This window comes from uncultured Clostridium sp. (genome assembly GCF_937920395.1).
In the GTDB taxonomy this organism is placed as follows: Bacteria; Bacillota; Clostridia; order Clostridiales; family Clostridiaceae; genus Clostridium_AD.
Genome location: NZ_CALEVF010000021.1, coordinates 1 through 19,303, shown reverse-complemented (window position 1 = coordinate 19,303; position 19,303 = coordinate 1). Strand labels below are relative to the sequence as shown.

The window sequence follows — 19,303 nt, the reverse complement described above, 5'->3', positions numbered from 1 at the left end:
TAAGTTTTTAATAGAACACATTTTAATATATGAATAATTTTTAAAATAATATTTTTAGCAATTATATAATAATAAGCGGTACAACATGTATGAGACATCTAAATTATGTCAATGATTATAAATATAGTTGATTAACAAATAAATAATAAAGGGGTTTTAAATATGAGAATGAAAAAAGGAATAATTAGTATATCTACCATTGCTGTATTAATTTTAGTGGTTTTTCTTGCGGTAAGATTTACAGGAGGACAAGAACACGTTGCTAATGTGAAGTCGGGAGATGGTACTATAGTTCAAAATGATAATACTAATTCTATAGCAAGTAATGATAAAACGACAAACAAAACTACTTCAGAAGCAGAAACTAATAAAATGGATGTTGCTTATATAAATGATAAAACTAATGTTGGAATCTATACTGTTAAAAAGAATGACACAGTGTTTAGTATTGCTAAAACATATATGCCTAGTCAGGATAAAAACAAAATCGTTGAATTTATTAAAACTAGAAATAGTATGGGTGAATCTTATAAAATTGTAGAGGGTCAAAAAATAGTAATCCCATATGAAATAAAGTCAGAGGTTTCAAAGGCTGTTGTTACAGAAGGAAATACTATTGAATATACTGTTAAAAAACAAGATACATTAACTTCAATTGCTAAAAATAATATGCCTTCTTATAGTGTGAAAAAAGCTATTGTAATGCTAAAGGAAACAAATAAAATTATAAATGAGAACGAAATAAAAGATGGCACACATATTTATATTCCTAGATAACAAACACAAAGAAGTGTATTTTGAGATAATCAAAGGTACACTTCTTTTTTTATAATAGTGCAAAAGAATTAAACTAATTGAGCTGAAGATTAGTTTTTATTAAATTTTGAGTACTTTCATTTCACTGCTCTCAGCAAAAATAAAATCACCATCCAAAGTTAGTAAGAAATCTATATTGTTGTGCTCTGCAGTTGCTATGTGGAAAGCGTCATTTACTGACAATAAGCTGTCACACATAAATTTTTTCACTAATGAAATGCATTCTTCAGAAATATTAAGATATTTTATATTTATAATTTTTTCTAATTCTGAAATTATTTCTACAGATTTACTGTAATAGATATTAAGTAGGTTTCTTTTCATAGAATTTTTAGAAATATTATCAAAATATCTTTTATATGGTATATGGATAAGTCTGTCTTTTTTCTTTTCCTTTAATATTTTTGTGTCATGACGGCTAAAACTATTTGTAATAGATCTAATATTATCCATTGAGTTGTAAGGACTGCTATTATTTATTTTGCATTGGATGTCACTAATAAATAATTTATAAAGTATTTTATTCATAACCTCAGCTGTTATAATACTAGTAGTGTAAAAAACAGAAGATCCTTCTGAAAGTTGTTTTAAACATGATAAACAATCGCTATGCTTGATGTCGTCATCATAAATTAAGCTGAGTAAGAAAGATGCATCTAATAACACAGAGTTTTTATTGAAAACTATATTTTTAAATGGATATAATATTAATTGCATTTTTAACCTCATTAAAATCGATTATTCTATACTAACATATATATTCAACAATGGTTGCTAATAGTAGTTTAATAATTATAAAAAAATAATAAAGTTTGGATTATCTTGATTTACCAATAAAAATTGAGGTATACTTCTTTTGTTGTGATTTACATAATAAATGCAAATTTTATAGAAAGGAGATACATAATGGAGTTTTTAAGAACAGATGAAACTTTAGATGATCTTCAACTAAAAGGTATCCACGTTATTCAAAAAAAACACGCTTTTAGATTTGGAGTGGATGCTGTACTACTAGCCAATTTCGTAAAAGTAAGAAAAAATGCTAAAGTTGTTGATTTATGCACTGGTACGGGAATAATACCTTTTATATTAGCAGGTAAAACAGCTGCAAGTAATATAACTGGCGTAGAAATTCAAGAAGAGTTTGTTGATATGGCAAATAGGTCTATAAAATATAATAATTTAGAGGAGAAAATCAGATTTATAAATGGAGACTTAAAAGATATAGAACTTATTAAAAGGATTGATAAGGTAGATATTGTTACTGTTAATCCACCGTATAAACTTCAAAATTCTGGATTAGTAAGTATAAACGATAAAGAAGCTATAGCTAGACATGAAATTTGTTGCACGTTAGAAGATGTAATTATTGCATGTAGAATTCTTTTGAAAAATAACGGCCGAATATATATGGTCCATAGACCGGATAGATTAGCTGATATATTGTGCACTATGAGAAAGCATAGGATTGAGCCCAAACGTATAAGAATGGTGCACCCAAGCGTCAATAAAGCGCCTAATATTGTACTTATCGAAGGTCAGAGAGATGGTGGGGCATTTTTAAAATGGGATACTCCTCTGTATGTTCACACATTAGATGGCGGTTATACTCAGGAAATTAAAGATATGTATAATTCAGATATGATTTAATTTAAATACTAAAGAAAAGGGTGATTAGAATGGCAGGAAAATTATATTTAGTACCAACTCCTATAGGGAATTTAAAGGATATTACACTTAGAGCACTAGAAGTGCTTCAAAGTGTTGATATAATAGCAGCAGAAGATACAAGGCAAAGTTTAAAACTTTTAAATCATTTTAATATAAAAAAAATTCTTATAAGTTATCATAAGTTTAATGAGTTAGGAAAAAGTGAGGATATAATTAGGCAAGTAAAGGAAGGAAAAAATATAGCTATTATTAGTGATGCAGGTACACCTGGAATATCTGATCCTGGAAGTGTTATAGTTTCAAAGTGTATAGAGCAAAACATAGAATTTGTGGTATTACCTGGAGCTACTGCGATTACTACTGCACTTGTATATTCTGGTATGGATACTACAAAATTCATTTTTAGAGGTTTTTTACCTAGGGAAAACAAAGAAAGAAAGCCTATTATTGATGATTTAATAAATAGAAGTGAAACATTAATTTTCTATGAAGCTCCTCACAGACTTTTAAGTACTTTAGAATTCCTGTATGAGAATATTGGGAACAGAAAGATATCAATGTGTAGAGAGCTTACAAAACTGTATGAAGAGATAATACGGCTAACATTAGAAGAAGCAATAGAATATTACAAGCAGAATGTTCCAAGAGGAGAATATGTATTAGTAATTGAAGGTAAGAGTAAGGAAGCTATAGATAAAGAGGAAAGAGCTAAATGGGATTCACTAACTATAGAAGAGCATATACAAAAATATATGGATGAAGGAATAAATAAAAAAGATGCAATGAAGGTGGTTGCAAAGGATAGGAATATGCCTAAATCTGAAATTTATAAACATTCACTAAAGTTATGATTAAACTAAAGAATGTAGAAACATGCAGATAAAAGTTGAAAAATAAACACATAATAGAAAATTAAAATAAAATTTACAAAACAATCTATGTTTCCATTGAGGTTTTTAACAAAATAATGGTATACTATAGTCATTGCTTTAAAAGTAATGAGTTAGAAATGAGTAAACATACAGAATTTACATATGGAGGGATTAAGTTGCGCAAAAGAATAATATCATTGATAGTAACAATTGGCCTTGCGGCTACAATAAGTATTCAGGTAATGGCAAATCCATTATCAGATAAACTTAGTAATCAAAAAAGTCAGTTAGAAAGTCAAAAAAACGCATACAAGAAAGCTCAAAGTAATATTGAAAGCATAGAAATATCTATTGAAAAATTAGATTCTGACATAGAAAAGATGTATGCACAAGTTGATAAAACAAAGGTTAAAGTAACAGAAACACAGAAGCAAATAGAAAAGACAACAAAGGATATTAAGGTTGCACAGGATAATATTAAAAAAGAAGAAAACTTATTTAATGCTAGAATGCGAAGCATGTATATGAATGGTGTTGATAGCTATGTGGAGGTTTTATTAGATTCCAAGGGAATAGAAGATTTTATTTCAAGAGCTGAAACTGTTAAAAAAATTGTTGAGTATGATAACAGTATTATAGCAGAGCTAACAGCTAAAAAGAGTGAGGTTGAAAAACAAAAAGTATCACTTGAAACTGAGAAAACAAAGTTATTAACGTTAAAAGCTGATAATGAAGCTAAACTCGCAAAGCTTAAAGATACTAAGAAAGAACAAAGCGTATTTATTTCAGAAGCCACAAAGCAAGAAAAATTGTATTCTGGTAAGGTTACTGATGGACAAGCTACAGTAGCAGCTACTATGAAACAAATACAACAAATAAAGGATAATACTCCTAAATATACTGCATCTAGAGGTGGATCAGCATCGTCATTTAGTTCAAATGCAGTAGTTGCATATGCAAGTAATTTTTTAGGAACTCCATATGTTTGGGGCGCTAGTGGTCCTAAGTTTTTTGATTGCTCTGGATTTATGCAATATGTATATGCACATTTTGGTGTTTCACTTAGTAGAACTACATTTACACAGATAAATGAAGGCACCTATGTAGCTAGAGAAAATTTACAACCAGGAGATTTAATTTTCTTTGGTACACAATCAAATCCACATCATGTAGGAATGTATGTAGGTAATAATTCGTATATTCAAGCACCTCGTACTGGTGATGTAATTAAAATATCAGCACTTACAAGAGGTGATTACCTTACTGCGAGAAGAGTTAGGTAAGGTTGAATTAAAACAGGCTATTTAAATAGCCTGTTTTTTATTAGCAATAAAATTTAAGAAAGCTTAAAATAAGGAATCATAGTATACTAAATAAAATATTTGAAGAAAACTAATAATCTTAGTATATTAAATTAAATTTGGTTAAAAATTTATGTAAACAGTATAGAAAGTAAATAGCAGAAAAAGATAAATATTGAATAAAAAAATATGAAATGACACGATTTATTCCACTTAAAAACTAACATATTATAAACAGATATTAATAGACAATGTGGATAAGAATATGTCGGAATTAAATTTAATATGTATAAGCGCTCAAATAAAGCTTTCACATATAAATAAAATTATCCACAGCTTCTGTTGATTAAATGTTAAAAACTGTGGATAACTTATCCTGAAAATTAAAAATATAACTATTTGCAATATTATCTTTAAAAAATATCATATTACACAATGAGAATCTTGTAATAAAATAAGATATAATGGTTTTTGCTTAAAGTTAAAAGTATATCTATGCTTTTATTTAGGAAACATTTAGCATTTATATATAAATATATTGAAATTTTGGGGAGAGTGGTACATTATAATAATAAATAACTTTTATGGGTAACTTAAAAATACTTTATATGTGATTGGTAAAAGTTAGTGTCAAAGATAAGAAAGGGGAATTATTATGTTTAACTTGAGGAACAGAAATTTTTTAACATTAATGGATTTTTCACCAAAAGAGATTTATTATTTTCTTGAATTAGCTAGAGATTTAAAGAGGGCTAAATATGCAGGAACAGAAAGGCAAACATTAAAAGGTAAAAATATAGTATTGCTATTTGAGAAAGATTCAACTAGAACGAGATGTTCATTTGAAGTTGGAGCGCTTGATCAAGGAGCACATGTTACATATCTTGGGCCGACAGGGAGTCAAATGGGTAAAAAGGAGTCGATTGCAGATACTGCAAGGGTTCTAGGTAGGATGTATGATGGTATCGAATATAGAGGGTATGGTCAAGATGTAGTTGAGGAACTAGCAAAATATGCAGGAGTGCCAGTGTGGAATGGTTTAACTACAGAGGATCACCCTACTCAGATTCTTGCTGATTTTTTAACAATTCAAGAACATTTTTCGAAGCCATTAAATGAAATTAAGTTTGTTTATGCAGGAGATGGAAGAAATAATATGGCAAATGCTCTTATGATAGGCGCTTCTAAAATGGGAATGGACTTTAGAATAATTGCACCAAATTCATTATTCCCTGAAGATGCATTAGTAAGTAAATGTAGAGAAGTAGCAAAGGAGACTGGAGCAAGCATTACAATTACTAATGATGTAGCAAAAGGAGTAAAAGATGCAGATGTTATATATACTGACGTTTGGGTGTCAATGGGAGAGTCGGATGAGGTTTGGGCTCAAAGAATTAATCTGTTAAAACCATATCAAGTTAATAAAGAAATGATGAATTTAACTGGGAATAAGAATACTAAGTTTATGCATTGCTTGCCAGCATTTCATAATTTAAAAACTAAAGTTGGTAGAGATATATATGAAAAATTTGGAATAAATGGTGTAGAAGTTACTGATGAAGTATTTGAAAGTCCAGCTTCAATAGTATTTGATGAGGCAGAAAACAGAATGCATACCATAAAAGCGATTATGGTGGCAACACTCGGAGATTAATATATTAGTGTAATAAGGCATAGTAATATGTTGTAATGATTAATATATTTTATACTAGGTGTTATATAGAATAAATCTCAAAAATAAATAAAGAAATTTAGCATAAACAGCAGTATATTATAATATTTATCTATAGTTGATAAATATTAAGGGGGTAAATGTTTATGCTAAATAATATACCAAAATTTATTTATGACCTATGTGGGGAAAAAGTAGAGGTTATGAATTCTTCAAAGGTTTTTTTTGAAAAAAAGAATCAAGAAGGTTATGTACTCCATGTAGAACAACATGATAGAGTTACATCTATAAATGAGTTTGAATTAGAAAAAAGAGATGACAAGTATTATTGTATGAGAAAGTTATTTGTTTAATTCTATTTTTATAACATAGATCTAATGGCATTGCATAATGAAAGTAGAAAATTTATGGAAGAGGATTAACACATATATATATATTAATGGAAATAATAAAAATAAGGACAGTTCTAATAAAAGAATTGTCCTTATTTTTATTTAAAAAAATGTAAGAACCTATTTCAAAAGACATATAGCATTAGATGAAATTCCTGCGCATTGACCTGTGAAACCAAGGCCTTCCTCCGTAGTAGCTTTAATATTAATTTTATCTATAGGTAGATCAAGTGCAGTTGCAATATTCTTTCTCATATTGGGTATATGTGGTGCCATTTTAGGTTGTTGTGCTATTATCGTAGCATCAATATTTTCAATTATATAATTTTTATCTTTTATTAATGTACATACATATTTAAGCAAAGAAATACTTGATATAGCTTTATATTTATTATCAGTGTCAGGAAAATGTTTTCCAATGTCACCAAGTGCAGCAGCACCTAAGAGAGCATCCATAATTGCATGAACTAGAACGTCTGCATCTGAATGACCAAGTAAACCAGTCTCATGTGGTATTGTCACTCCACCGAGTATTAATTGTCTACCAGTAACCAATCTATGAACATCATAACCCATTCCTATTCTCAAGCGAATTACCTCTTTTCAATTTAATTTATAAAAATTTTCAACACGTGTCATACATTTGAATTGAATATATAGTTATGTGCCTAATATACCATTTCATGAGGTGGTAATCAAGAAATTTTATTAAAGAATATATCAATTTTTAATAGGTTAAATATAGTATATATGGGCTATATCATAAAAAAAGTTATTAACATGTTATCAACAAAACTGTGGATAATGTGCATAACTTAATAATTAAAATTAAAAAAAACATATTTAATACACATAAATTTACATGTTATATCCAAAGATATACATAATAACGACAAATAACTAATCATCAACATCAACTCCACAAGTTATGCACAAAAATACTGTGGATAATGTGCATAACTATTAAATAACCTATAAAAATTAACATATAATTACATAAAAATAATTGGGTTGTGGATTAGTAAAACATAATGTGTACAATCTGTGAGTCTAACCAAAAAAAATAGAAATTCAAAACAATTTAGAAAAAGTAGAAGGAAAAAATGTAATATAAATACAATATTATAATTAAAAGTATTTACATTAAAATTGGTATAATATATAAAAAATAAGATAAAATGTATTGAGTGGTTATATGTTAAAACGTGGCTATAACTAAAATACAATGTATATAATGTCAATATAAAAAGCATTAAAGATAGTGAATAAGCGATATATGCTTGGAAAATGAAAATGATTACATAGTAGCATATTATGCGATTACGATCAATAGAGTGCTAGAAGGCAAGTGGTAGCACTCTGAGATAAAGTTAAGTGGGTTTACATGAAGTTAAGCATAATAAATAAGTATTTATTTATATGTTAAAAGCATAATTTTGAATGAATTTAGAACTTAAATATAATAATTATTATTAGCTAAGATTAACAAGTTATCCACAAATTCTGTGTGCATAATGTTGATAACTTTCAAATGAAGCAAAAAAACACACAGATTTGTGTGTTTTTCAAGGATTTTTTGATATTAGATATAGTAATTTAATATAAGAACATATGTAAAATTTTATTTAGAGGCATTTTCAGTTTTTACTGAGTCTGAAATTAGATTGTTAATACCCATTAGTTCACTTTTAGATAGATATCTCCATCTTCCAGTAGGTAAATTATCTATAGAAACATTCATAATTCTAAGCCTCTCAAGTCTCATAACGCAGTACCCCAAATACTCACACATTCTTCGTATTTGGCGGTTAAGCCCCTGGGTTAAAATTATTTTGAAAACATACTTACTTTGTTTCCTTACTAAACATTTTTTAGTAATAGTGTCAAGTACAGGTATACCATTTGCCATATTCTTTATGAAATCAGGAGATATTGGTTTATCTACAGTTACAATATACTCCTTTTCATGACTATTGCCTGAACGTAAAATTTTATTTACAATGTCACCATCGTTAGTTAAAAATATAAGACCTTGAGACGCTTTATCGAGACGACCGATTGGGAAAATTCTCTTTGGATAATTTATAAAATCTATAATGTTTCCATTAATTTTATGCTCCGTGGTACAGGTTATTCCAATAGGTTTATTGAATGCTAAATAAATGTGATCTTCTTTGTTTTTCAGTTCATTACCATTTATTTTAATGTCATCATCATTAGAGACCTTAGTTCCCATTTCGGGTATTGCACCATTTACAGTGACTTTGCCTCTGTCGATAAGTTTATCTGCTTCACGCCTAGAACAAAACCCTGTTTCACTTATAAACTTATTTAACCTAGTCTTTGAATCATCAGTTTCATAGTGTTTAATAATATTTGTATCATTTTTATTATGTATGATTTTCATTTTGCACCATCCTTAGAAGTTATAAAGTAAATTTAAGATAATTATCCTTATAATCCTTTAATTAATTATAGCTTGACCATTATCATTTATTAGAACCTTAAAATTATGAGTTCCTGCATATTTTTCGAATTCAGTTAAGTTTATTGGATTTTTGTTTTTGTTACCAGAAATAAATATTGAAATTTTATAACCGTCATCAGCGTGGGCTTTAGTTAAGTATTTTTGCTTAATAGATTCATCCAAAATTAAATGTAAGGACTGGTTAAGAGATTTATCTTTAAGATTTAGAAGATTTATTATTGTATATCCACCAGAGCTAATGCCGGAAACATTTGTAACTTTATCTGAACCGTTCAAATCCATTTTTAGAGAACAATTCATATCTACGATAACGGAGTAATTATATTTATTATTCATATATGATTGCTTTATTAAAAACAAAATTAATAGAGCAAAAGTAAGGGATAAGACATATTTCCAAAGGGCAATGGGTTTAACTTCTTCACCTATATATATTTCACCTAGTATAGGCTCAATTGCATTTTTTTTGAGGGTTGCAAATTCATTATTTGTAGTAACGATATACACCTTATTTTTTTCAATGTTAATGATTTTACCCGATTTTTGCATAGATGCACCTCTTTCATATGATAATAAGTACCTGAATAAATGATCATTTATACTTGACATAAGGAGGAGAAATTGGTATTTTCATAATAGTTGTATATTAAATAAATGATAAATAGAGGTATAACATGATAAAAATATTAACAAATAAATTTTACCTATATATAGTATTAATAATAATAATAAATGTTATTGTTACTACTATAGTAACAAAAATATTAATGTTAAAAAAATCTAAGGAATTTGATAAGAGAATTACTTCAAATATTGATATATTTAAATCTACAACAAATATTAAAGATATATTAAATCAATTATTAAAAAATTTATATAAAAATTCTTCTTATGATGATGCTATAAGTATATATAAAGATAATACTGGCTTTAAAATTATGGCTTGTCATCGTGATGGAGTTGAATTAAACACAAATAGTTACATTCAGGATGAGAGCTTTATTAACCTAATTAATAAAGTTACAAAATCCGGAACAATGTATTATATTCATGATTTAAATAAAGTAGATTATAAAAAATATAGTACTAAAGTACAACTATTATTATATCACATGAGAAGCCTACTAATGATTCCGATAATTTATAAATATGAAATATATGGAGTTGTAATAATGGTTAATTATAAGAAGGCGGCGTACAATGAAATTTATATAAGGAATGCTTATTTAATAGTTAGCCAAGTAGCTTTAGCAATAGAAAATGCTAAGCTTTTCAAAAAGCTAAAAGATATAGACAAGACGAAAACAGAGTTTTTATCTACAGTTTCTCATGAACTTCGAACTCCATTGACATCGATAATTGGTTTTACAGAAATGGTTAAGCGAAAATTTGAAGGGACGATAGTACCTGGATTAGATCTTTCGATTGAAAAAAACCAAAGTGCAGTAGTTAAAATAAAGAGAAATGTAAATATAATATTATCAGAAGGGGATAGATTATCTAGTCTTATAAATGATTTGTTAGATATATCAAGAATGGAAGCAGGAAAAGTTCTATTAAATATGAGGAAAATTGACATAGAAGAAATTATAACACAAGTAATAACATTAACAAATCCCATTATTAGAGATAAATCTCTTCAGGTTATTCAAAGTATAAGTGAAAAACTTCCTAAAATTATGGCAGATAAAGACAAATTAATGCAAGTGATAATAAATCTTATTTCTAATGCTATAAAATTTACGGAAAAAGGATGTATAGTATGTAGCGCAAGAGTAGTTGCAGAGAATATAATAGTAAGCATTAGCGACACCGGGGTAGGTATTAGAGAGGAAGACAAAAAATATATTTTTGAAAAATTTAGCCAAGTAGGAGATACACTCACAGATAAACCTAAAGGTACAGGGCTTGGTTTATCAATATGCAAGTATATTATTGAAGAACATGGTGGAAAAATATGGGTTGAAAGTGAAATAGGAAAAGGAACGGATTTTTCATTTAGTATACCTATAATAAAAACTAATTAATATTATATAAAATACAATTAGTATATATAAATGAGACCCCATAACTTTTAAAGTTTGTGGGGCCTTATTTATTATAGTATAGGAGAAAGTAATCGAGAGATAGATTCCTTAAATTTAACAATAAAACTTCTATTATTATATTTTTCTAGAGTTAGTTCATCACAAGATTTCAAATCATCAATAAAAAAATCATCTAAGTCAGAAGTTATCTCTCTATCATAAATAAAAGCATTAATTTCGAAGTTTAAAGTGAAGCTTCTAATATCTAGATTTGCGGTGCCTACAGAGCTTATAGAGTGATCAATAGAAAGAAATTTGCTATGAAGAAAGCCTTTAGTATAGGTATAACATTTAACACCGGAATCTAGAAGCTCACCCATGTAAGATGTAGAAGCCCAATATACAAATGGGTGATCTGGTTTACTCGGTATAATTATACGAACATCTACGCCAGACAATGATGCTATTCTTAAAGCTTCAAGTATACTGTCATCAGGAATAAAGTAAGGAGTTTCAATATAAATATTTTTTTCAGCTTTACTTATCATTTTTAAATACCCATTTTTAATAGAATTCCAAGTGGAATCAGGTCCACTTGAAACTATCTGAAGACCTGTTTTACCAAGGTGAGGTCTATGAGGAAAATATTTATCATCAAAAACAGAATTTTCTTTTGAAGCAAATCTCCAATCCATTAGGAAGTGTAATTGTAGCGCATCAAGTGCATCGCCTTGTATGAATAAATGCGTATCTCGCCAAAAGCCAAATTTTTTAGAAAGACCTAAATATTCATCTCCGATATTAAAACCACCTATATAGCCATACTTACCATCAATAGTACATATTTTACGATGGTTTCTAAAATTTACACGAAGGTTTATATATGGAAGAAAAGGTGGGAAAAAACAGGAAACTTTCCCACCAGATTTGATTAATGGAGCGAAAAATTTCTTGTGTACCTTAAGGCATCCCATACCATCATAGAGTAATTTTACTTCTACTCCTTCTTTGGCTTTTCTACATAGAATTTCTAGAATCGTTCCTCCTAAATTATCATTTTGGAATATATAATATTCCATATGAATAAATATTTTTGCATCTTCAAGATTTTTTTTAAGCTGATCAAATTTTGATTTACCATCAGTAAATATAGTAACATTATTATTATTAGTGTAGAAGGAATTATCGCTACACAGATTGAGTTTCATTACATCAGAATATTTACTTAAAAAAGGATTAGTTTTAATTAGGGCGGCGTTACTTAAAAAATCTTTTTGTTTATTAATAATTAAAGTAAGATTTTCCTTTTCTTCTTTTTTTAGAGAAAATAGTTTCTTTCTTTTTAAATTTTGACCAAGAAACAAGTATAGAATAAATCCTATGCTAGGTAAAAACAGTAAAACCATAAGCCAAGTCCAAGTACTTGCAGGATTTTTTCGCTCAAGGAATACAACTGCAAATGCAAAAAGAATATTAATAATAAATAATAAATTTAAAAAACGTAATATTAGTTCACTTGCAAACATATGAGCCTCCAGAAAATCGTTTTATATTACAATTTGTTATACAGTCATAGTATACAGATAAAGTAACAAAATAAAACATTTAAAATTCGAAATAGGTAAAAAAAATAGAAATATTTCAAATATATGATTTATATATTAAAGGAATTGTGAGTTCTATGGTATAATAATATTTAATTGACAAACTCAATTTAAAGGCGAAGTATGTGCTTAATTGAATTTCTAGCTAGATTAATAACATATATCATTTTTTTATTAGAGTATGGAGTTTTAAAATAAAATGCTACTTGAAAAATGACAATAGAATCGAGGATAATGATATGTGCTTAGTTCATGAGACAGTTAATGAGGAAATAAAAAAATCCTTAGAGCTTATAAAAGAATTAGAACATGTGATGAATGAGATTCAAAGCAATGAAAGCCTATTTATTTCAAATATTCAAAATATGTCATTATGTGATAAACAAAGTATATTAGACAAATGGATTAGTTATGTAAAATGTTATAATGAATTAAATTATATTAGAGAAAAATACAAAAATAAACTTCTATTAAAGAATGTTTTAGATTCTGATAATAAGTATAAAAATGTATTATTAATTTATGCATCAACCATAGCAATACGTAAAAATTCTGTTTTGCTCGCAGGTGTCATAGACAAAAATAAGTATTTGGAGTCAATGCTAAATGAACCAAGGGTTGAACACAACATTAATAAAAAACAATATTACTATATTACACAAGAAATTACGGAAATATCATATATGATATCTTTGTATAGGAATAAACATTATTTTGATTTTAAGGACAATTACTATAAGGTCTATAAATTTGAAAAAGATGAGAGTGAAATACAATTATTGGATTACGCAAGCTATAATTATTTAAATGTAATTAAACTTGTAAGAAACCATAGAAATATTGTTAAAAACAATATGATCAATTTTTTTGGAAAAAATGTTTTTGATTTTTGGTTCCCATTTCAAAAATGGGTTGCTATAAGTATAACTGGAATTGATTATTCTAGTAGAAAAGAAAAATACATTAGCGATAAAGATATCAATATTTTTAAAGAGGAGCTAGTACCAGGAGACGTTCTTTTAAAAAGAAATAATTACCAGCTGACTAACATAGGACTTCCAGGATTTTGGACTCATACTGGTATTTATATAGGGTGTTTGGAAAAATTGGACAAGTATTTTGGTGATATGTTATTAGGAGATTGTCTATGTGTGTCAGAGTATGTAAAGGTAATTTATCCTAAAGTGTATGATAGTTTATGGAGTGAAGATGGAAATAATGGAGAATATATTATAGAAGTAATTGCTCCAGGCGTTGTAATAAGTCCTCTAGATGCTATAGCAAAAGTAGATTACTTCTCTGCTCTAAGACCTAAACTATCAAAAGAAGATAAACTAAAGGCATTATTTACGGCGTTTGAATCTTTAGGAAAGGCATATGATTATAATTTTGACATTATGACAGATAATGCCATATTTTGTAGTGAACTAATTTATAAATCCTATTTAGGTTCAAGTAATAAAAAAGGAATTACATTTGATCTTCAGCCTAAAGTTGGTAGATTGTTACTTTCTCCTAATAGCATCATTAAAAAATTTGATGTTGAATTTAATACTGAAAATGCAGAATTGGAATTTGTAGTGTTTTATGATGGGAATGCAAGAGAAGGAAAGGCTATAAGGAGAAATGCAACTGATTTAAAAAATACTTGGAAGCTATCTAGGTGGAAGATGGTAAAACGTAGATTTTTTTTAGATAAAGAAATAAATTATCCTGTAGTAAAATTAAATTCAGTATTATCAAAACTTAAAATTATATTGGATGGTATGTTTTATTAATAAAGATATATGTATATAATATAAGTAGTTAATTAAAAATATTAGATTAAATTCTAAAATAGAAAGTAGGATAAATAATAAATATGAGAAATATAAAAATTGTAATTGAATATGATGGTACTAGGTATAAAGGATGGCAAAGACTTGGAGACAGTGATAATACAATTCAGCACAAAATAGAAGCAGTTTTAAGTAAGATGGCAGAAGAAAATATTGAGATAACTGCTTCTGGAAGAACTGATGCGGGAGTGCATGCATCGAATCAAGTTGCAAATTTTAGAACGGAATCTACAATGCCAACACATAAAATGCGTAGTTATTGTTATGAGTATTTACCAGAAGATATCGTAGTAAAAAGCGTAGAGGAAGTAGATCTTAATTTTCATGCAAGGTATAATGCTAAGGTTAAAAAGTATGTGTACAATATCTGTAATAATAAAGTACATGATGTATTTACTAGAAAATATGATTATCATATACCATTACCATTAAATATCGATAAGATGATGAAAGCAGCAGATATCTTAATAGGTGAACATGATTTTCAAAGTTTTACAACACTTAAAACTAAGAAAAAATCTACAATAAGAACTATTTATACAATAAATATTGTAAATGAAGACGGAAATATACAAATTAGTGTTCAAGGAAATGGATTTATGAAGAATATGGTAAGAATAATAGTTGGAACACTTGTTGAAGTAGGACTTGGTGAACGAGATGCAAATGAAATTAGTGATATACTAGATAGAAAAGAAAGAAAATATGCAGGACATATTGCACCAGCTAAAGGGTTGTTTTTAGAAGAGGTTGATTATTAAGAAGCGATTTAATTTAATATATTTATAAACCAAAACAGACACATAAAGATTAATTTATGTGTCTGTTTTGGTTTTTTTATTATAAATACAAAATTAACTATAGGATACCTTCATTTTTTAAAATGTTTTCAATTTCATCAACTTTCTTAGAAAGTGTATAAAAACTTTCTTTTAATATATTTTTTGAAATAGGAGTTTCTTTTATACTTTTTTCTAGTGACTCTATTGTATCGAGTGCATCATCAATACCTTTTTGCGCAAGTTTAAGATTGTTTTCTTTCATTCTTAGGTCTCCTTTAACTTATGTTATTTTAATATATACATTAAATTCTAACATTAGTAATTGTTATTTTCAAGCTACAAATAAATTTTACCTTTTGAGCGATACTAAAATTAACTTTTTTTATCCTTATGAATTATGTGCTTAACATTTTTCAAAATAGTATCAAGACCCTTGAATTTAAGGTCTGGAAAGGCTTTTATAAGCCGTGAATATTCAGGATATTTTTTTATGAACAAGAAATCATATTTTATTTTAACTTCTTTTACAGCATTTTCAATGTTGGACTTTTTCTCACTCATTTTAGTTTCAGCAAGTTCTATTAACTGATCCAATTTAAGCCTTAACTCAGGTATATTTTTAGTATTGCCTAAATTTGATTTAAAATCTGAAAACTTGTCAGTTAATTCTGAATATGCAGTAATTAATTGGGTTAAAAGAGATTTTAGTTTGAGTATAGTAATTATAGTAAGTATAAAATCTAGAATGAAATATAGCAACGTGATATAAAAAAGAAGTATACCTGGATTTTTAGGTATCAAAGCTACAACGTATTCAATATAGGGATGAATTACCTTTAGTATTAAGACTGATACTATTCCCCATAGTATAGAGAAGTTTAAGCATATTCTTCCATGAAGATTGTGGGGCTTCTCACTATAATCCCACCAAGTGCTATCAAAAGCAGTTTCTAAAACATAACCCGTTATATATTCAATAGTTGAAGTTAAAAATATTGAACCTAGAAAAAGAAAAATATAATTATTTTCAATAGGTTTTAGCAAAACAATTATAGATAAGATAGCAAAACCATAAATAGGACAAAAGGGGCCATTTAGAAAGCCTCTATTAACAAATTCTTTTTTTTGAATTGTAGCATATATTGTTTCAAGACACCAGCCCATGAAGGAATAAATAATAAAATAACAGAATAGTGAAAATATATTTAAATTTAGTAAGGATATATCAATCATAAATTAACTCCCTTTTGAACTTTGTACATTAAACAAGAAAATGATAACATAAAATATGATTTTTTTATAGTGTATGAAGTGAATAAAATATTAATATGTGCAATTTTATAGAATTAGATACATATATATTAATAAAATGATAAGTAAATTTAATATCTAGGAGGAAAATAAATGATAAATATCATATGGTTTTTAATTTTATCATTAGGAATAGTTATTGGTATACTTACTGGAAAAGGAGAAATTGTGTCAAAGGCGCTTGTTTCATCTACAACCAGTTCTGTAGAACTAGTGATTGGACTTGTTGGGATGATGTGTCTTTGGTGTGGAATAATGAGAATTGCGCAAAAAAGTGGACTAACTGATAAATTAGCAAAGGTACTTAGACCGATTTTAAAAATGATTTTTAAGGAGACATCTAAAAATAATAAGGTTATGTCTAGTATTACCATGAATTTAACAGCAAATATGATGGGTCTTTCTAATGCAGCCACGCCATTTGGTATAAAAGCTATGGAAGAGATGCAAAAAATGAATGTCGAAAAAGATACAGCCAGTAATGATATGGCATTATTCTTAGTTTTAAATGCAGCATGTATTCAGTTTTTACCTACTACAGTAATATCTATAAGAGCAGCATATAATTCACAAAATCCAGCAATTATCATAATACCTGCAATAATAACAACGGGTATTGCTTCAGTCTTAGGGGTAGTTTATTGTAAAATATTACAAAAATATTTTTGAAAAAATATCCTTTTATAGGTATTTGAATCTAAATGGAGAGTGAGTAAGATATGGTGATTATAGGAAATTTAATGTCATATTTGTTGAAAGGAATAATTCCAATTATTATTGTATTGGTAGTAACTTATGGAGTTATTAAAGGAGTGAAGGTTTATGAGTGTTTTGTAGAAGGTGCAAAGGATGGAATAACAATTTGTCTAAAAATTTTTCCTTATCTTTTGGCTATGATTATAGCTGTTAATGTTTTTAGGGCTTCAGGAGCTTTAGATTTTTTTATTTATTTAGTAACACCAGTTGTTAAGTTTATTGGATTACCACCGGAAGTTGTTCCATTAGTTTTAATAAAACCTCTTTCAGGAAGTGGTGCCCTGGGAGTGTTTACTGAAATTATAAAGCAATATGGAGCAGATAGTTACATAGGTCGTGTGTCATCTATAATAATGGGATCAACGGAAACTATTTTTTATACACTAACAGTATATTTTGGAGTCGTAAATATAAAAAAAATTAGACATACTTTACTCGCAGCGATACTAGCAGATATAACAGCAGTTATATTAGCAGTTAACTTAGCCAAGTTTTTCTTTTAAATATCAAGACGATGAGTTAACGACATTTCAGAAAATATTTGTTTGCTACAGTATAATTTTATATCTTTAGGATAAAATTATTGACATAGTGATCCATTTGCAATACAATTATTATTGAATAAATGCAATGATGAGAAGAGTAATAAGCTAAAATGTTAAAAGAGAACTGTAACTGGTGAAAAGCAGTAGCAAGGTAGTTTATGAACATGGTCTCTAAGCAGATTATCCAAATGAAAATTATAAAAGATTATTATGATAATAAGCTTTTTTAGTTATTTATGAAGGTGATACGGTAGCAACCGTTATATTGACAGGTGATGATAGTCACCCATTGAGATCGTTATAGTGATGTAAGGATGAATTAGAGTGGTAAAACGTTAAATACGTCTCTAAACAGAAGTTTTTTTCTGTTTAGAGATTTTTTTTATTTACCGGGAAATTAATATTGTAGTTTAAGCGAGGATGGCCAGCTTCAAAGAAGATGAGCAGCTTCAAAGAAGATGAGCAGCTTCAAAGAAGATGACCAGTACCAAAGTTGAAAATTAGTAATTTAAATATGAAAGGTAGGAGAAATTTATGAATAAAAAAACTTTTTACATTACTACACCAATTTATTATCCATCAGCAAAGTTACATATCGGTAACACATATACAACAGTAGCTGCAGATGCAATTGCTAGATTTAAAAGACTTACAGGCTATGATGTAATGTTTTTAACGGGAACTGATGAGCATGGTCAAAAGATCCAAAGAATAGCTGAGGAAAAAGGAGTTACACCAAAACAGTATGTAGATAAAGTGGTAGCAGGTATACAAGAGTTATGGAAAATGATGGACATAAGCTATGATAAGTTTATAAGAACTACGGACGAATATCATAAAAAAGCTGTACAAAAATTATTTAAACAGTTATATGATCAAGGTGACATATACAAAGGTGCATATGAAGGCTGGTACTGTACTCCTTGCGAATCTTTCTGGACAGAAACACAAGCAGTAGATGGAAAATGCCCTGATTGTGGAAGACCAGTCGAGAAGGCCAAGGAAGAAGCATATTTTTTCAAAATGTCTAAATATGCAGATAGACTTATAGAATATATAGAAACTCATCCGGATTTTATACAACCAGAATCAAGAAAAAATGAAATGATAAATAACTTCCTAAAACCAGGTCTTCAAGATTTATGTGTTTCAAGAACAACATTTAACTGGGGGATACCTGTAGAATTTGATCCAGGACATGTTATATATGTATGGGTAGATGCTTTAT

Annotated in this window: 19 protein-coding genes; 12 read left to right on the top strand and 7 right to left on the bottom strand. The window is 28.0% G+C overall.

The genetic code is table 11. From position 1 onward, the window contains the following. Nucleotides 1–162 precede the first annotated feature (162 nt). Nucleotides 163–777: a LysM peptidoglycan-binding domain-containing protein gene (locus Q0649_RS01500; RefSeq protein WP_298836519.1), complete on the top strand. Its 615-nt coding sequence runs from the start codon at nucleotides 163–165 to the stop codon at nucleotides 775–777. A gap of 99 nt (nucleotides 778–876) precedes the next feature. Here Q0649_RS01500 and Q0649_RS01495 read toward each other — a convergent pair whose 3' ends face one another. Further along, nucleotides 877–1,533, bottom strand: a complete 657-nt coding sequence (locus Q0649_RS01495) for a PIN domain-containing protein (protein ID WP_298836511.1) — start codon at nucleotides 1,531–1,533, stop codon at nucleotides 877–879. A 189-nt stretch (nucleotides 1,534–1,722) separates the two neighbouring features. On the opposite strand from Q0649_RS01495, the gene Q0649_RS01490 reads away from it, so the two are divergent. The 5 genes from Q0649_RS01490 to Q0649_RS01470 all read left to right on the top strand — a co-directional run bounded on the left by Q0649_RS01490 (nucleotide 1,723) and on the right by Q0649_RS01470 (nucleotide 6,685). Continuing rightward, nucleotides 1,723–2,466 carry a tRNA1(Val) (adenine(37)-N6)-methyltransferase gene (locus Q0649_RS01490; RefSeq protein WP_298836510.1) on the top strand — a complete coding sequence of 248 codons (744 nt, stop codon included), beginning with the start codon at nucleotides 1,723–1,725 and terminating at the stop codon, nucleotides 2,464–2,466. 29 nt (nucleotides 2,467–2,495) lie between these two features. Then, on the top strand, nucleotides 2,496–3,338 hold the full coding sequence (rsmI, locus tag Q0649_RS01485) for a 16S rRNA (cytidine(1402)-2'-O)-methyltransferase (RefSeq protein WP_298836509.1): 843 nt from the start codon (nucleotides 2,496–2,498) through the stop codon (nucleotides 3,336–3,338). A 197-nt stretch (nucleotides 3,339–3,535) separates the two neighbouring features. After that, entirely contained in the window at nucleotides 3,536–4,642 is a 1,107-nt protein-coding gene (locus Q0649_RS01480; RefSeq protein ID WP_298836508.1) for an NlpC/P60 family protein, read from the top strand. A gap of 673 nt (nucleotides 4,643–5,315) precedes the next feature. After that, nucleotides 5,316–6,314, top strand: coding sequence for an ornithine carbamoyltransferase (argF, locus tag Q0649_RS01475; protein WP_367179331.1), 999 nt, complete (start codon nucleotides 5,316–5,318; stop codon nucleotides 6,312–6,314). A gap of 164 nt (nucleotides 6,315–6,478) precedes the next feature. Then, nucleotides 6,479–6,685, top strand: a complete 207-nt coding sequence (locus Q0649_RS01470) for a hypothetical protein (RefSeq protein WP_298836507.1) — start codon at nucleotides 6,479–6,481, stop codon at nucleotides 6,683–6,685. A gap of 159 nt (nucleotides 6,686–6,844) precedes the next feature. On the opposite strand, the gene ispF is transcribed toward Q0649_RS01470, so the two are convergent. The 3 genes from ispF to Q0649_RS01455 all read right to left on the bottom strand — a co-directional run bounded on the left by ispF (nucleotide 6,845) and on the right by Q0649_RS01455 (nucleotide 9,761). Continuing rightward, a complete protein-coding gene (gene ispF / locus Q0649_RS01465) occupies nucleotides 6,845–7,312 on the bottom strand; it encodes a 2-C-methyl-D-erythritol 2,4-cyclodiphosphate synthase (RefSeq protein ID WP_298836506.1) in 468 nt (155 codons plus the stop codon). Between the two features lie 1,033 nt (nucleotides 7,313–8,345). After that, nucleotides 8,346–9,131: a 23S rRNA pseudouridine(2604) synthase RluF gene (gene rluF / locus Q0649_RS01460; protein ID WP_298836504.1), complete on the bottom strand. Its 786-nt coding sequence runs from the start codon at nucleotides 9,129–9,131 to the stop codon at nucleotides 8,346–8,348. Nucleotides 9,132–9,188: 57 nt separating this feature from the next. Beyond that, complete coding sequence (locus Q0649_RS01455) at nucleotides 9,189–9,761, bottom strand: hypothetical protein (RefSeq protein WP_298836502.1); 573 nt, start codon at nucleotides 9,759–9,761, stop codon at nucleotides 9,189–9,191. 125 nt (nucleotides 9,762–9,886) lie between these two features. On the opposite strand from Q0649_RS01455, the gene Q0649_RS01450 reads away from it, so the two are divergent. Beyond that, nucleotides 9,887–11,239, top strand: a complete 1,353-nt coding sequence (locus Q0649_RS01450) for a HAMP domain-containing sensor histidine kinase (RefSeq protein WP_298836500.1) — start codon at nucleotides 9,887–9,889, stop codon at nucleotides 11,237–11,239. A gap of 71 nt (nucleotides 11,240–11,310) precedes the next feature. On the opposite strand, the gene cls is transcribed toward Q0649_RS01450, so the two are convergent. Further along, nucleotides 11,311–12,765: a cardiolipin synthase gene (gene cls, locus Q0649_RS01445; protein ID WP_298836498.1), complete on the bottom strand. Its 1,455-nt coding sequence runs from the start codon at nucleotides 12,763–12,765 to the stop codon at nucleotides 11,311–11,313. A gap of 284 nt (nucleotides 12,766–13,049) precedes the next feature. Here cls and Q0649_RS01440 point away from each other — a divergent pair, with 284 nt between their 5' ends. Beyond that, entirely contained in the window at nucleotides 13,050–14,621 is a 1,572-nt protein-coding gene (locus Q0649_RS01440; RefSeq protein WP_298836495.1) for a YiiX/YebB-like N1pC/P60 family cysteine hydrolase, read from the top strand. 83 nt (nucleotides 14,622–14,704) lie between these two features. Beyond that, on the top strand, nucleotides 14,705–15,442 hold the full coding sequence (gene truA, locus Q0649_RS01435) for a tRNA pseudouridine(38-40) synthase TruA (RefSeq protein ID WP_298836493.1): 738 nt from the start codon (nucleotides 14,705–14,707) through the stop codon (nucleotides 15,440–15,442). A gap of 97 nt (nucleotides 15,443–15,539) precedes the next feature. Here truA and Q0649_RS01430 read toward each other — a convergent pair whose 3' ends face one another. Together Q0649_RS01430 and Q0649_RS01425 are read right to left on the bottom strand one after the other, a co-directional pair. After that, nucleotides 15,540–15,725, bottom strand: coding sequence for a hypothetical protein (locus Q0649_RS01430; protein WP_298836490.1), 186 nt, complete (start codon nucleotides 15,723–15,725; stop codon nucleotides 15,540–15,542). Nucleotides 15,726–15,835: 110 nt separating this feature from the next. Then, nucleotides 15,836–16,696: a putative ABC transporter permease gene (locus Q0649_RS01425; RefSeq protein ID WP_298836488.1), complete on the bottom strand. Its 861-nt coding sequence runs from the start codon at nucleotides 16,694–16,696 to the stop codon at nucleotides 15,836–15,838. A 171-nt stretch (nucleotides 16,697–16,867) separates the two neighbouring features. Here Q0649_RS01425 and Q0649_RS01420 point away from each other — a divergent pair, with 171 nt between their 5' ends. The 3 genes from Q0649_RS01420 to Q0649_RS01410 form a co-directional block, all read left to right on the top strand. Further along, nucleotides 16,868–17,443 (top strand): nucleoside recognition domain-containing protein, encoded by a 576-nt coding sequence (locus tag Q0649_RS01420; RefSeq protein WP_298836486.1) that lies wholly within the window; start codon nucleotides 16,868–16,870, stop codon nucleotides 17,441–17,443. 71 nt (nucleotides 17,444–17,514) lie between these two features. Further along, nucleotides 17,515–18,033, top strand: a complete 519-nt coding sequence (locus tag Q0649_RS01415; protein ID WP_298836540.1) for a spore maturation protein — start codon at nucleotides 17,515–17,517, stop codon at nucleotides 18,031–18,033. A 576-nt stretch (nucleotides 18,034–18,609) separates the two neighbouring features. Next, a partial coding sequence (locus tag Q0649_RS01410; protein WP_298836484.1) for a class I tRNA ligase family protein occupies nucleotides 18,610–19,303 on the top strand: 694 nt, incomplete at its 3' end.

What these genes read in the sequence shown, in the direction of transcription:
- Q0649_RS01415 (WP_298836540.1), top strand. Translation starts at nt 17,515, where the DNA reads ATGTCATATTTGTTGAAAGGAATAATTCCAATTATTATTGTATTGGTA.
- Q0649_RS01495 (WP_298836511.1), bottom strand. Translation starts at nt 1,533, where the DNA reads ATGCAATTAATATTATATCCATTTAAAAATATAGTTTTCAATAAAAAC.
- Q0649_RS01430 (WP_298836490.1), bottom strand. Translation starts at nt 15,725, where the DNA reads ATGAAAGAAAACAATCTTAAACTTGCGCAAAAAGGTATTGATGATGCA.
- argF (WP_367179331.1), top strand. Translation starts at nt 5,316, where the DNA reads ATGTTTAACTTGAGGAACAGAAATTTTTTAACATTAATGGATTTTTCA.
- Q0649_RS01500 (WP_298836519.1), top strand. Translation starts at nt 163, where the DNA reads ATGAGAATGAAAAAAGGAATAATTAGTATATCTACCATTGCTGTATTA.
- Q0649_RS01470 (WP_298836507.1), top strand. Translation starts at nt 6,479, where the DNA reads ATGCTAAATAATATACCAAAATTTATTTATGACCTATGTGGGGAAAAA.
- rluF (WP_298836504.1), bottom strand. Translation starts at nt 9,131, where the DNA reads ATGAAAATCATACATAATAAAAATGATACAAATATTATTAAACACTAT.
- cls (WP_298836498.1), bottom strand. Translation starts at nt 12,765, where the DNA reads ATGTTTGCAAGTGAACTAATATTACGTTTTTTAAATTTATTATTTATT.
- Q0649_RS01425 (WP_298836488.1), bottom strand. Translation starts at nt 16,696, where the DNA reads ATGATTGATATATCCTTACTAAATTTAAATATATTTTCACTATTCTGT.
- truA (WP_298836493.1), top strand. Translation starts at nt 14,705, where the DNA reads ATGAGAAATATAAAAATTGTAATTGAATATGATGGTACTAGGTATAAA.
- rsmI (WP_298836509.1), top strand. Translation starts at nt 2,496, where the DNA reads ATGGCAGGAAAATTATATTTAGTACCAACTCCTATAGGGAATTTAAAG.
- Q0649_RS01490 (WP_298836510.1), top strand. Translation starts at nt 1,723, where the DNA reads ATGGAGTTTTTAAGAACAGATGAAACTTTAGATGATCTTCAACTAAAA.
- Q0649_RS01450 (WP_298836500.1), top strand. Translation starts at nt 9,887, where the DNA reads ATGATAAAAATATTAACAAATAAATTTTACCTATATATAGTATTAATA.
- Q0649_RS01455 (WP_298836502.1), bottom strand. Translation starts at nt 9,761, where the DNA reads ATGCAAAAATCGGGTAAAATCATTAACATTGAAAAAAATAAGGTGTAT.
- Q0649_RS01420 (WP_298836486.1), top strand. Translation starts at nt 16,868, where the DNA reads ATGATAAATATCATATGGTTTTTAATTTTATCATTAGGAATAGTTATT.